This window comes from Howardella ureilytica (assembly GCF_054657495.1).
In genome coordinates this window covers 48154-61727 of sequence record NZ_BAAHYP010000002.1, presented here as the reverse complement: position 1 = coordinate 61727, position 13574 = coordinate 48154, and the positions used below count along the sequence as shown (strand labels likewise).

The 13574-nt window shown below is 40.3% G+C and carries 12 protein-coding genes and 1 riboswitch; all 12 genes read left to right on the top strand.

The window, feature by feature from the left end; genetic code table 11:
• Window positions 1–147: 147 nt before the first annotated feature.
• Window positions 148–1164 (top strand): anthranilate phosphoribosyltransferase, encoded by a 1017-nt coding sequence (gene trpD / locus ACYQ1N_RS01510; RefSeq protein WP_459831908.1) that lies wholly within the window; start codon window positions 148–150, stop codon window positions 1162–1164.
• Between the two features lie 41 nt (window positions 1165–1205).
• On the top strand, window positions 1206–2006 hold the full coding sequence (trpC, locus tag ACYQ1N_RS01505; RefSeq protein ID WP_459831906.1) for an indole-3-glycerol phosphate synthase TrpC: 801 nt from the start codon (window positions 1206–1208) through the stop codon (window positions 2004–2006).
• Window positions 2006–2641, top strand: a complete 636-nt coding sequence (locus ACYQ1N_RS01500) for a phosphoribosylanthranilate isomerase (RefSeq protein ID WP_459831903.1) — start codon at window positions 2006–2008, stop codon at window positions 2639–2641. Before trpC ends, ACYQ1N_RS01500 begins: the two co-directional genes overlap by 1 nt.
• Window positions 2628–3824 (top strand): tryptophan synthase subunit beta, encoded by a 1197-nt coding sequence (gene trpB, locus ACYQ1N_RS01495; RefSeq protein WP_459831901.1) that lies wholly within the window; start codon window positions 2628–2630, stop codon window positions 3822–3824. Before ACYQ1N_RS01500 ends, trpB begins: the two co-directional genes overlap by 14 nt.
• Window positions 3817–4596: a tryptophan synthase subunit alpha gene (gene trpA / locus ACYQ1N_RS01490; protein WP_459831899.1), complete on the top strand. Its 780-nt coding sequence runs from the start codon at window positions 3817–3819 to the stop codon at window positions 4594–4596. Before trpB ends, trpA begins: the two co-directional genes overlap by 8 nt.
• A 102-nt stretch (window positions 4597–4698) precedes the next feature.
• Window positions 4699–4795, top strand: a riboswitch (THF riboswitch).
• Between the two features lie 79 nt (window positions 4796–4874).
• Complete coding sequence (locus ACYQ1N_RS01485; protein ID WP_459831896.1) at window positions 4875–5408, top strand: folate family ECF transporter S component; 534 nt, start codon at window positions 4875–4877, stop codon at window positions 5406–5408.
• Between the two features lie 206 nt (window positions 5409–5614).
• A complete protein-coding gene (locus ACYQ1N_RS01480; protein WP_459831894.1) occupies window positions 5615–6187 on the top strand; it encodes a DJ-1 family glyoxalase III in 573 nt (190 codons plus the stop codon).
• Between the two features lie 18 nt (window positions 6188–6205).
• Entirely contained in the window at window positions 6206–7321 is a 1116-nt protein-coding gene (locus ACYQ1N_RS01475; protein ID WP_459831891.1) for a D-alanyl-D-alanine carboxypeptidase family protein, read from the top strand.
• A gap of 128 nt (window positions 7322–7449) precedes the next feature.
• Complete coding sequence (tig, locus tag ACYQ1N_RS01470; protein WP_459831888.1) at window positions 7450–8982, top strand: trigger factor; 1533 nt, start codon at window positions 7450–7452, stop codon at window positions 8980–8982.
• Between the two features lie 103 nt (window positions 8983–9085).
• On the top strand, window positions 9086–9673 hold the full coding sequence (gene clpP, locus ACYQ1N_RS01465) for an ATP-dependent Clp endopeptidase proteolytic subunit ClpP (RefSeq protein WP_177956265.1): 588 nt from the start codon (window positions 9086–9088) through the stop codon (window positions 9671–9673).
• Window positions 9674–9927: 254 nt separating this feature from the next.
• Window positions 9928–11187: an ATP-dependent Clp protease ATP-binding subunit ClpX gene (clpX, locus tag ACYQ1N_RS01460; RefSeq protein WP_459831885.1), complete on the top strand. Its 1260-nt coding sequence runs from the start codon at window positions 9928–9930 to the stop codon at window positions 11185–11187.
• Between the two features lie 17 nt (window positions 11188–11204).
• On the top strand, window positions 11205–13538 hold the full coding sequence (lon, locus tag ACYQ1N_RS01455) for an endopeptidase La (protein WP_459831882.1): 2334 nt from the start codon (window positions 11205–11207) through the stop codon (window positions 13536–13538).
• The last annotated feature ends 36 nt before the right edge of the window (window positions 13539–13574 follow it).

The window sequence follows — 13574 nt, the reverse complement described above, 5'->3', positions numbered from 1 at the left end:
CATAAAACGCAAATACACGAAATATAAATATGAGACATAAAACATCGTAAAGTACGGTGTGATTAAATACCGAAAAACATTCATGAACAATAAAAGCTTTTAATGAAAGAGATTTTAACATAAAAACTTTTCGGAGGGGGAGTAACCATGATTAACGGAGCAATATCGAAACTTGTCGAAGGGCAGGATTTAACACGTGCCGAAATGATATCCGTAATGGATGAAATTATGGGGGGAGAAGCCGATAACATTCAAACGGCATCATTTCTTACGGCACTTGAAATAAAAGGTGCAACCACAGAAGAAATAACGGCAGGAGCGCTTTCAATGCGCAATCATGCAGATACCATTGAAACATACGCGGATATTACCGAGATAGTGGGAACGGGAGGAGACAAATCCAATTCATTTAATATATCAACAACATCGGCATTCGTTGCGGCCGCCGCGGGAGTTAAAGTTGCAAAACACGGCAACAGGGCGGCGTCATCAAAATCCGGAGCGGCGGATGTATTAGAGAAATTGGGATTAAACATAACACTCGATAAAGATAAGAGTTTGGAGATGTTGGAAAAATATAATTTCTGTTTTCTTTTTGCCGTCAAATATCATTCTGCCATGAAATTTGTTGCGCCTGTCAGAAAAATGCTCGGAATAAGGACGATATTTAACATATTGGGGCCTCTTACCAATCCCGCAAAGGCAAGTACACAGGTGTTGGGAGTATATGACAAAGCCTTGGTAAAACCGATGAGCAGAGTGTTATCAAACCTCGGAGTCAAAAGAGGAATGACGGTTTACGGTATGGACGGTCTGGATGAAATATCCGCAAGCGACAGTACATATGTGTGCGAATTAAGAGAAGGCTGGTTTAGAGAATATGAGATTCAACCTGAGGATTTCGGATATAAAAGATGTGATAAGGCGGAACTGATCGGAGGAACTCCGGAAGAAAATGCCGAAATAACAAGAAACATACTTAACGGAAAATTAAGGGGCGGAAAACGAAATGCCGTATGTCTCAATGCGGGAGCCGCAATCTATGTTTCAGGCAGAGCAGAATCGTTGGAATCGGGAATAAAAACGGCGGAAAAAATAATTGACGACGGCAGGGCGATAGAGAAGATGAACGAAATAATTACATTTTCCAAACAATTTGCGTAAATGAACATATTATGAAATGTATATAAAAGGGAGGGCAAACCATGAGCGAAACAATACTTGATGAAATAGCGCGTTCCACAAGGGAGAGAGTGGAAAGAAATAAATCATTGTTCTCCCTTGAAGAATTAAAAAGAATATATGATGCAGGATATGACAATTTAGATAGATTCGGAAACGGCAGATTCTATAATGCAATAAAAAAACCCGGTCTGTCATTTATATGCGAAATAAAAAAAGCATCACCGTCAAAGGGAGTAATATCAAAGAATTTCCCGTATATAGAAATCGCAAAAGAATATGAAGATGCGGGAGCGGATTGCATATCATGCCTTACTGAACCTGATTATTTTCTTGGCAGCGACGATATATTTGTAACCGTAAGGGAGCGTGCGGATACGCCTATGTTGAGAAAAGATTTTGTGGTTGATGAATATCAAATATATCAGGCAAGGCTTATGGGAGCGGACGCAATTCTCCTTATAGCCGCCATTACGGAACCGGAAGATTTGAAATCATATATATCAACCGCTAAAAACATAGGGCTTGATGTTCTTGTGGAAGCTCATAACGAGAATGAGATAAATTCGGCAATTGATGCAGGGGCGGACATAATAGGAGTAAATAACAGAAATCTCAAAGATTTCTCCGTTGATATTTCAAATGCCCTCACTCTTAAGGAAAAGGTGCCTGAGAAAATATTATTTGTTGCCGAATCGGGAATATCATCCGCAGAGGATATTAAAACGCTGAAGAATTCCGGAACAGATGCGGTGCTTATGGGTGAAGTCCTTATGAGATCAAAAAACATTCCTGAGACAATCAGAGAAATGAGAGCAGTGTAATGTTAGTGAAATTATGCGGAATGTGGAGTGAACGGGACATAGAATATACAAATATCGCAAAACCGGATTATGTCGGATTTATAGTAAATGTACCTGAAAGTCACAGAAATGTAAGTGTAGGACAATTGGAGAAGCTGTCTTCGGAGGTGAATCCCGAGATTAAGAAAGTAGGGGTTTTTCTCAATGAAGATTTGGATATTGTTGCCGACCTGTTAAACAGAAATGTAATAGATACGGCGCAGCTGCACGGATCGGAAACGGATGAATATATATCTGAACTTAAGTCAATGACAGACAATAAAGAAATTTGGAAAGTTTTTGAATTGTCAGGAGTAATAAGCGACAGTGAGAAGTTAAAGGCTGTACTAAAAAATGCAAAGGATTCCAAAGCGGATAAAGTATTATTTGATTCGGGGAAGGGATCCGGAGTTGCATTTGACAGACATGTGCTTGACGATTTTGAGAGAGAATATATTCTTGCAGGCGGACTGACTCCGGAAAAAATAAAGTCACTTAGCGGTAAGTTGCCTTTTGCCGTGGATTTAAGCAGCGGCATAGAGACGGATAAAAGAAAAGACTTGAAAAAAATGTTGTTAACTGTTGAGAATGTGAGGAGAATAAATGGAAGCAAGTAAAAAAAGCCGGGGCAGATTCGGTATTCACGGCGGACAATATATGCCGGAAACACTTATGAATGCCGTCATCGAGTTGGAAGAAGCATATAACCGATATAAGGATGATAAAGATTTTAACGATGAATTAAACAGATTATTAAATGAGTATGCAGGAAGACCTTCAAGACTCTATTACGCAGAAAAAATGTCAAAAGACCTGGGCGGAGCAAAGATATACCTTAAAAGGGAAGACTTAAATCACACAGGTTCACATAAGATAAACAATGTACTTGGACAGGCGCTTCTTGCAAAAAAGATGGGAAAGACAAGACTTATAGCGGAAACGGGAGCGGGTCAGCACGGAGTTGCGACAGCTACGGCAGCGGCACTGCTCGGAATGGAGTGCGTTATATATATGGGCGCTGTCGATTGTGAGAGACAGGCGTTAAATGTATACAGAATGAAACTGTTGGGTGCGGATGTGGTTCCAGTAGAGTCCGGAACAAAGACTCTTAAAGACGCTGTCTCGGAATGTATGAGAGAGTGGACGAGCAGAATAGACGACACACATTATTGTCTGGGTTCAGTTATGGGACCTCATCCGTTTCCTACTATCGTAAGAGATTTTCAATCCGTAATATCAAAAGAGATAAAAGAACAGATAACGGAAGCTGAAGGAAGGCTTCCGGATGCTGTAATCGCATGTGTCGGAGGAGGCTCCAATGCAATAGGGGCATTCTATAACTTTATCGGAGACAAAGAAGTTAAATTAATCGGGGCTGAAGCTGCGGGAAGAGGTATAGATACGGCTGATACGGCAGCTACGATAAATACGGGAAGGCTCGGAATATTCCATGGTATGAAATCATATTTCTGTCAGGATGAATACGGACAGATTGCTCCGGTATATTCGATATCGGCAGGACTGGATTATCCGGGAATAGGGCCTGAACATGCATATTTACATGACATAAAAAGAGCGGAATATGTAGCGATTACGGATGAAGAAGCGGTAAATGCCTTTGAATATTTATCAAGAACGGAAGGAATCATACCCGCAATAGAATCGGCTCATGCAATAGCGTATGCCATAAAAATCGCTCCGAAAATGAAAGATAAAATAATAGTGGTAAATGTATCCGGACGCGGTGATAAGGACTGCGCCGCAATGGCAAGATACAGAGGGGAGGATATTTATGAATAAAATCAATATCGCAGACGCATTTTCAAAGGGTAAGGCATTTATCCCGTTTATAACATGCGGCGATCCGAATCTCGAAACCACAAAGGAAGTAGTTTACAGCGCCGTTGAAGCAGGCGCAAATCTTATAGAACTCGGTATTCCGTTTTCAGACCCAACGGCAGAGGGGGTTACAATACAGGGAGCAAATGAAAGAGCTCTTAAAGGCGGAGTTACAACGGATAAAATATTCCATATGGTAGAGGAAATCAGGGAAAAAGTCAGTATACCCATGGTATTTATGACATATGCAAATGTTTTATATTCATACGGAATTGAAAAATTTGCAAAAAAATGTGAAAGTGTCGGAATACAGGGAGTAATACTTCCGGACGTTCCGTATGAGGAAAAGGAAGAATTTGACTCCGTTTTAACCTTGCACGGAGTAGACTTAATTTCTCTTATTGCTCCTACATCAGAAGACAGGATTACGGAAATAGCAAGTGAAGCAAAGGGATTTATATATCTTGTGTCATCTCTCGGAGTTACGGGTGTAAGAAGTTCCATAACAACGGATATCGGTGCCATTTGCAAAAAAATAAAAAGCGTAACGGATGTACCCGTAGGAGTCGGATTCGGTATATCCACGCCCGAACAGGCCGCAAAAATGGCGTCAACGGCAGACGGAGCGATAGTAGGAAGTGCGATAATAAAGATTATCGAAAAAGAGGGAGAGAACGCTCCGAAGCATGTGGGTGAGTATATAAAGAGCATGGCAGATGCCGTACATGCCTGAAAATCATCAGTCCATGTACTTGACTTTATTAGTTTCATTTGTTAACTTATCTTCGTAACAAATGATTTGTTGTTCATAATTTTGAATGACATAATATTATATTGCAGAGTAGAAATTAAAGCGTGAAGTGCTGTGCGGACGGGGAGTTGCTGCACAGACGAAGGATTTATCTGCGGTTTTAATTTCGCATCCCGCTGCTACATAGTTATAGAGAATTATCCTGAATATACAGATAACCTCCTATGTAGTTTACGAGAACTGCAAAGGAGGTTTTTTTTATGAAAAGTAAGAGTACAAAACTGATTGCCGTAGCCGGGCTTCTTATTGCCCTCGGAACGGTGTTGAGCTTCTTCAAGCTTCCGATAAGCAACATTGCGGAAGTAAGATTTACATCATTTGTATTTGCCGTGGCAGGTTATATAATCGGTCCGGTATGGGGCGGAGTAGTCGGAGCGGCAACAGACATTTTAGGTTGGCTTGTAAAACCGACGGGTGCTTTTTTCCCGGGATTTACAATCAGCAATGTGGTTACGGCCGTTATTTACGGACTGTTCTTTTATAAGAAAAAAGTCAGTTTGTGGAGAGTTATTCTTGCCGAAGTGATTAATATGGTACTTGTATATATACTTATGAACAGCTTATGGCTTAATATACTCTACGGAAAGGGATTCATCGCTCTTATGGGTGCAAGAGTAGTCAAGCAGCTTGTTTCGGCGCCTATATATGCGGCGGCAACCTACTTTATTCTTAAGATGCTGGAGAAAACTCCGGTTGTAAGGACATTTTTTATTCCGTCAAAGGAAAAAGGGTAAATAAGTCTTAGCAGTATAAATATTTTACGTTAATTACGAGATATAAGAAAAATCTCCTTAAGCAGAACTACTCTGTTTGGGGAGATTTTTTTGTAAAGTCGTGAAGTTTTCAAATTTATATTTTTGTATAAAAACTATATGAAAAAACATCCAAAACACATATAATAGAACCAATGTAAAATATATGTAATATTGGAGATAAAGATATGAAAGTAAATACATATTTAACAGACGGCTTTGAAACCGTAGAAGCCATGGCTGTTATAGATATATTAAGAAGAGCGGGTATAACAGTTGACATTGTCAGCGTTACGGGGGATACAAAGGTTACAAGCGCCCAAAATATTATTGTGGAAGCCGACAGACTGTTTAATGATGAAAGTGAAGAAGCGGACATCCTTTTTCTTCCCGGAGGGCCGGGCACACCTTCATATAAGGAGGTTGAGGGATTAAAAGAGCTTTTTATTTCGCAGTCGGATCAGGGGAAGGGAATAGCCGCAATATGCGCGGCTCCGAGTGTGCTGGGAGAATGGGGGCTCCTTGAAGGAAAGAACGCAACCGCATTCCCGGGATTTGAAAGTAAGCTTATCGGAGCAAAGGTACACAAAGCTCCTGCAAGGGTAGTTGCAGACGGGAATATTATAACGGCAAGAGGAATGGGAACTGCCGTGGATCTGGGGCTTGCATTGGTTGAATACCTTAAAGATGAAAACAGCGCAGTGGAACTCGGAGTGGAACTTCAATATCTCGAAGAATCCGAGAAAAAATTACTGAATTAAAGGGAAAAGGGATATTGAATGCAAAAAAATGACAACAGAGATAAGGAAAAAGAATACCTTAGAAAGTATAAATTAAACCTGAAAAAAAAGGAAAGAGCGCGGAAAAGAAGAATAAAGACAACGCTTTTTCTAACCGTCCTTGCGGCTGTTGCCGTCGTTGTTTCGGTGGTCTTATTTTCATTTGCCGGCGGAAGGACTTCTACCATGGCTGACGAAGCGCAGAGCGGCGCCGAATCCGGTGCAAACGGCGAATCAGATGTAAACAACGAAACAGAGGCATTTACGTCTCAAAATAATTCCAACAGGACAAAAACCATTTTGCAGGACATGGCATATCCGTACAGATCCGCATCATATAAAGAAATGAAAGATATAACATCGGATTTTGCGGCAGTGCTTGATGTTGAGAAAAATGAGTTTATCGCGGGTAAAGCGGATAGCGCAAAGATGTATCCCGCTTCCATGACAAAGGTTATGACTCTGCTTACCGCCAACGATTTTATAAGCAGTCCGGATAAAGTGTATGAATTTACATTGGAAGCATCCGACTATTGTTATGTAAGCGGCGCGTCGCTTGCGGGTCTGCTGGTAGGCGAAAAGGTCAGCGCAAAGGATTTGTATTACGGACTGATACTTCCGTCAGGCGGTGACGCGGCTCTCGGTATTGCGGCGGCAACCACTGATAACGTGGATTTTAAGTACTTTGCTGATCTTATGAACCTCGAAGCACTGATGATGGGTCTTAAGAACACCCATTTTACCAATCCGGTAGGTTTGCACGACGAGAACAACTATTCCACTGCCTGCGACATTGCCGTATTGTTAAATTATGCAATGCAAAATGTCGATGCGGCTCCGGTTCTTTCGGCCGAAAGATATTTTATGTCGACACCGTCCATGCATGAAAACGGTATCGGACTGTACAGCCTGGTTTATAAATATTTTTACAGATATAATATCAACAACGTAAAATTATTGGGCGGAAAGACAGGTTATACAACCGAGGCAAGGTCATGTATGGTGGTTGAAGTAGAGAAAAACGGCAAAAAGTACATTGTATGTACCGCTCACGCTCCTTCACAGTCCGACATGATGGAAGATCACAGAAAAATATATGATAACTATTGTATTTAATGGAGTCATTAAATGTTGTAATACTGATTATTTATATGTTATAATTCTCAGCATGTGAATTTTGAAAGTATTTTACATTTTAAAAGTATTTTACTATTTTAAATTTTTGGGAGGAATTCTTTAAAAACATGAACGTTAAGGTTGAGCAATTAGGTGATAAGAATATGTACCGTCTCGTTGTTGAGGCATCGGCTGAGGAAGTTGAAAAGGGTATTGAAAGAGCATATAAAAAGGTTAGAAACCGTGTTAATGTTCCGGGATTCAGAAAGGGAAAAGCTCCTCGTAAAATCATTGAGCAGATGTACGGAAAGACTGTTTTCTATAACGACGCTGCAGATGAGATAGTACCTGAATTATATGAAGCAGCCGCTAAAGAAAGCGGACTTGACATTGCATCACATCCAATCTTAAAGGTTATCAAGATGGATGATGAGAACCCAATGGTGTTTACGGCCGATGTTGCCGTTAAGCCTGAAGTTGAACTCGGTACATACAAGGGTGTTGAGGTTGTTAAGCAGGAAACATCCGTAAGTGATGACGAAGTTAACGCCGAAATCGAAAAGACACAGAATCAGAACTCAAGAACAGAGGCTGTTGAGGGAAGACCTGTTCAGGATAAGGATATCGTAACAATCGATTTTGAAGGATTTATCGATGATGTTCCTTTTGAGGGAGGCAAGGGTGAGAACTATCCTCTTACAATCGGATCACATACATTCATTGACAATTTTGAAGATCAGCTTATCGGTTTATCCGTAGGAGACGAGAAGGACGTTAAGGTTACATTCCCTGAAGATTACCAGGCAGAAGCTCTTAAGGGCAAGGAAGCCGTATTCAAGGTAGTTGTTAAGGAAATCAAAGAGAAGATTTTACCTGCACTTGATGATGAATTTGCACAGGATGTATCAGAATTCGATACATTTGCCGAATACAAAGATTCTGTTAAGAAGAATCTTGAAGAAAATAAGAGAATCAATGCAAAGAATCTTAAGGAAAGATTTGCCATCGATCAGGTTATTGCAAACGCTAAGATGGACATTGCAGAGCCTATCGTTAACGATCAGATTACAAGAATGATTAATGATTTCCAGAGAAGCATTGAGCAGCAGGGCATGTCCGTAGAGCAGTATCTCCAGTATGCAGGCGCAACAATGGATCAGTTAAGAGATACAATGAGACCGGATGCGTTAAAGAGATTACAGCAGAGATATGCGGTAGAAGCTATTGTTAAGGCTGAGGGAATCGAAGTTTCCGATGAAGAATTTGAAAAGGAACTTGAATCACAGGCTAAGAATTACAATATTGAATTGTCAGACTTCAAGAACATTCTTGACGATGAAGCAAGAGCTCAGATCAGAGAAGATGCCGCAATCCGTAAGGCAATAGACCTTGTTGTAGATACAGCTGTTGAGGTTGAGGCTAAGGCTGAAGAGGCTGCCAAGGAAGAAGCGGAAGAGAAGAAGCCTGCTAAGAAGACAACAAGAAAGACAACTGCAAAGAAGACTGCAGACAAGGAAGAAGCAGAAGAGAAGAAGCCTGCAAAGAAGACAACGGCAAAGAAAGCCGCAGATAAGGAAGAAGCTTCAGAAGAGAAAAAGCCTGCAAAGAAGACTTCAACAAAGAAGACTTCAACAAAGAAGGCGGAAGAGGCTGAAAACTAATATTTGCTGATTTATAAGCTGATATATAATAAGAATTAACACCGGCTGAATTTATAGTCGGTGTTATTCTACAATTTACATACATTGAAACGGAGGTGTAATTATGGCATTAGTTCCTTACGTCGTTGAACAGACAGGTCAGGGTGAAAGATCCTATGACATCTATTCCAGACTTTTAAAAGACAGAATTATTTTCTTGGGTGAAGAAGTTAATGACGCAACGGCAAGTCTTGTTGTTGCACAGTTATTATTCCTGGAATCCGAAGATCCGACAAAGGATATTTATTTATATATCAACAGTCCCGGTGGATCTGTAACAGCCGGCTTTGCTATATACGACACTATGAATTACATTAAGTGCGACGTATCAACAATATGTATCGGAATGGCCGCAAGTATGGGAGCATTCCTTTTATCCGGCGGTACAAAGGGCAAGAGACTTGCGCTTCCTAATGCTGAGATTATGATTCACCAGCCATCCGGAGGAGCGAGAGGACAGGAAACTGAAATCAGAATCGTTGCCGAAGAAATTTTGAAAACAAGAAAGAAACTTAATGAGATTCTTGCAGCTAATACAGGCAGGACATTTGAGCAACTTGAAGTTGATACCGAACGTGATAACTACATGACGGCGCAGGAAGCGCTTGAATACGGCCTTATCGACAGAATAGTAGAGAACAGGGAAAAGTAATTGACTGACAGATCAGATAATATCTAAATAAGTATTTATACCGTGTTCTTACCGTATAGCGGTTTTGTTATTATATTTTAATAAGGGGCTTGCCTTTTGTGGCACAGTCCCTTATTTTATCTATTATATGAATATTTAGTAATCAGGTAATATGTATAATTATTGCTTATATGAGCGTAATTGTGTATTGATATCAATATAATTTTATGCAATAAAATATATGTGGGTGATATTATATTTCGAAATGGAGTATTATGGCTGGAAAAAAGAATGATGATGAACTTCGCTGTTCGTTTTGTAATAAAAAACAGAGTTTAGTTAAAAAATTAATTCAAGGTCCTAACGGGGTATATATTTGCGATGAATGCGTAGATATATGCTCGGAAATCATTAATGAACAGTTGGTGAATGGAAGTGATTACGATTCCTTCGAAGGCGATCTCGAAGATATCAAGCTTTTGAAGCCAAAAGAGATAAAAGAATACCTGGACGACTTTGTTGTCGGTCAGGATGAAGCTAAGGTATCTCTTGCCGTAGCGGTATACAATCACTATAAAAGAATATTACATAAGACGGATTCCGATGTGGATATACAAAAGAGTAATATTTTATTACTCGGTCCTACAGGTTCCGGTAAGACTTTTCTTGCCCAAAACCTTGCAAAGCTTCTCAACGTTCCGTTTGCCATTGCCGATGCAACGGCCCTTACGGAGGCGGGATATGTAGGCGAGGATGTGGAAAACATCCTTCTTAAGCTCATTCAAGCAGCTGATTTTGACATTGAAAGAGCTCAAAAAGGAATTATATATATTGATGAAGTAGATAAGATTTCCAAGAAATCAGAAAATGTTTCCATTACAAGAGACGTGTCCGGAGAAGGCGTTCAGCAGGCCCTTTTAAAGATACTTGAGGGTACTGTTGCGAGTGTTCCGCCTCAGGGAGGAAGAAAACATCCTCAGCAGGAACTTATTCAGATTGATACAACGGATATTTTATTTATATGCGGAGGAGCATTTGACGGGCTCGGCAAGATAATTGAGAGAAGAATGAATTCCAATTCCATAGGATTCGGAGCGGAACTGGCTTCAAAGGAAGAGAAGACGGTAGGCGAATTGTATCATGAAGCATTGCCTCAGGATATTATCAAATACGGACTTATTCCGGAATTCGTCGGAAGAATACCTGTTATAGTGGCATTGGATTCACTTGATGAAGATGCTCTTATAAGAATTCTTACGGAACCTAAGAATGCAATAGTAAAGCAATACCAGGCTCTGTTTGAAATGGACGGAGTTGAACTGGTGTTTGAAGAAAAAGCCCTCAAAGCAATAGCAAAAAAGAGCTTTGAGAGAAATACAGGCGCCAGAGGTCTCAGGGCAATCCTTGAATCCGTAATGAGAAATGTAATGTTTAACATACCTTCCGACGATAACATTTCAAAGTGTACAATAACGGAAGAATCGGTTATCGAAGGGAAGGAACCGTTAATAGAATATAAAGATAAAAAAGAATAATTAAATCGGAGGTGGCCATGATAGATATAGAACTTGTTGATTATGAGTTGCCGCTTGTTGTTGTTGAAAAAGCAACGGTTATTCCGGGAGGTTTTCTTTCGGTAATAATCTCAGGTGACAAAAATATAAGCGCGTCAAAGAAAGGATTCGAAAGCGATAATAAGCTTGTATTTGTTGCAACAAAGAAGGAATCAGGACCACAACCTTTTTTCGGAACAGGAACAATATGCGAAGTAAATGATGTCATTGACAGAGAAAAGGGATATGCCCAATTCAATGTTAACGGCATAAGAAAAGCATTGATAAAAGATGTGCACATCGATGAAGAATACGACACGGTTACGGTACATCCCGAAGACATAAATATCATTCAAAGGGAAGAGGACAACGATCCGATAGTTACGGAGGCGCTTAAAAGAGAGCTCAGAACCATAATGGGTGAATATATGCAGCTTTCGGAAATGACGGATCAATATAAGAGAACGCTCATTTCAAAGTGGATAAAAATTGAAAGACTCTCGGAACTCATGGAATCAATTGTGGCAAATATTCCGATTGACTACAAGATTAAGCAGTCATTTTTGGAACTTTCAAGCCTTAATCCGCGTTTTGAGATATTAGGATCCACTATCTCCAATGAACTAAACATTGAGAGAATAAAGAGAAATATTGATCAGAGAGTCCGTCAAAACATGGACGAAAGCCACAAAAAGTTTGTCCTTAAGGAACAGCTTAAAGAAATTAATAAGGAATTGTACGGAGACGACGGCGAAACGGAGGATGAGGAATTCACCAGAAGACTCGAAGAGCTGGATGCTCCGGAAGAAGTAAAAGAGAAGATTGAAAAAGAGATCAAGAGATTTAAGAAATTATCCGACAGTTCTCCGGAATCAAATGTAAGCCGTACATATATTAATACTCTTTTGGATATTCCATGGGAAACGGAAACACCCGAGAGAAATGATTTGGATGTTGTTCAAAAGGTGCTTGACGAAGAACATTACGGTCTTCAAAAGGTGAAGGAGAGAATTATCGATTCTCTTGCGGTAAGAAATATTACAAACAGCGGAGATGTTCCTATAATATGTTTATTCGGCCCTCCGGGAACAGGTAAGACTTCCATTGCGCAATCTGTGGCAAAGGCTCTGGGTAAGGAATACGTAAGAATTGCTCTCGGCGGCGTTAAGGATGAAGCTGAAATCAGAGGACACAGAAGAACTTATGTGGGAGCAATTCCGGGAAGAATAATAAACGGAATAATTGATGCAAAGGTTAAAAATCCGCTTATATTATTTGATGAGATTGATAAAGTCGGAACGGATTACCGTTCCGATACATCCGCGGCACTTCTTGAAGTACTTGATGCCGAGCAGAACTCACATTTTGTGGATCACTATGTTGAATTGCCTTTTGATCTTTCAAAAGCATTATTTATATGCACTGCCAATGATTTATCCACAATGAGCGAACCTCTTCTTGACCGTATGGAAATTATCGAACTGAACAGTTATACGGAGAATGAAAAACTTCATATAGCAAAGGATCATTTAATTCCTAAACAGTTACAGAAAAACGGTATTACCGGCGACAATCTCGTAATAACGGATGATGCAATAAGTTCGATTATTAATGAGTACACCATGGAGGCCGGAGTAAGAAGTCTTGAAAGAAATATTGCAACCATATGCCGTAAGGCAGTAAGGAAACTGTATAATGAAGGAGTATTAAAGTCTGAGAAATTAACGGTTTCAAAGGATAATCTCGAAGAATACCTGGGCAGGCAGAAGATTCACAAACCTGAATTCAATCATGTTCCTATGGTCGGAAGAGTTCACGGCCTTGCATGGACCAAGGTAGGCGGTACCGTTATTGAACTCGAGGTAAATGAAATGCCTGGTAAGGGAGACCTTATTTTAACGGGACAGATGGGCGATGTTATGAAGGAATCAGCAAGAATTGCTCTTTCGTTTGTTCGCTCTATTGTAACGGATACGGAAGATGAGCGTTTCAACACTAAGACGATACACTTGCATATTCCGGCGGGATCCGTGCCTAAGGACGGACCTTCCGCAGGTGTTACAATGTCTACTGCTTTCTATTCCGTGTTAACGGGAAAGAAGGTTGCGGGAGACGTTGCCATGACGGGCGAAGTTACTCTTACGGGCATTGTACTTCCTATAGGCGGACTTAAAGAAAAACTTCTGGCAGCCAATAAGGCCGGTATGACGAAGGTCATCGTGCCTGCGGCAAACAGAGGGGACGTAGAGGAATTGGATCCTGAAATTATCGGCGATATGAAGATAGTTTATGCAATGACAATGGATGATGTTCTTAAAGAAGCGATAATATGATATACTGATAATTGTTTAATTCAACCGGTTCTTGAA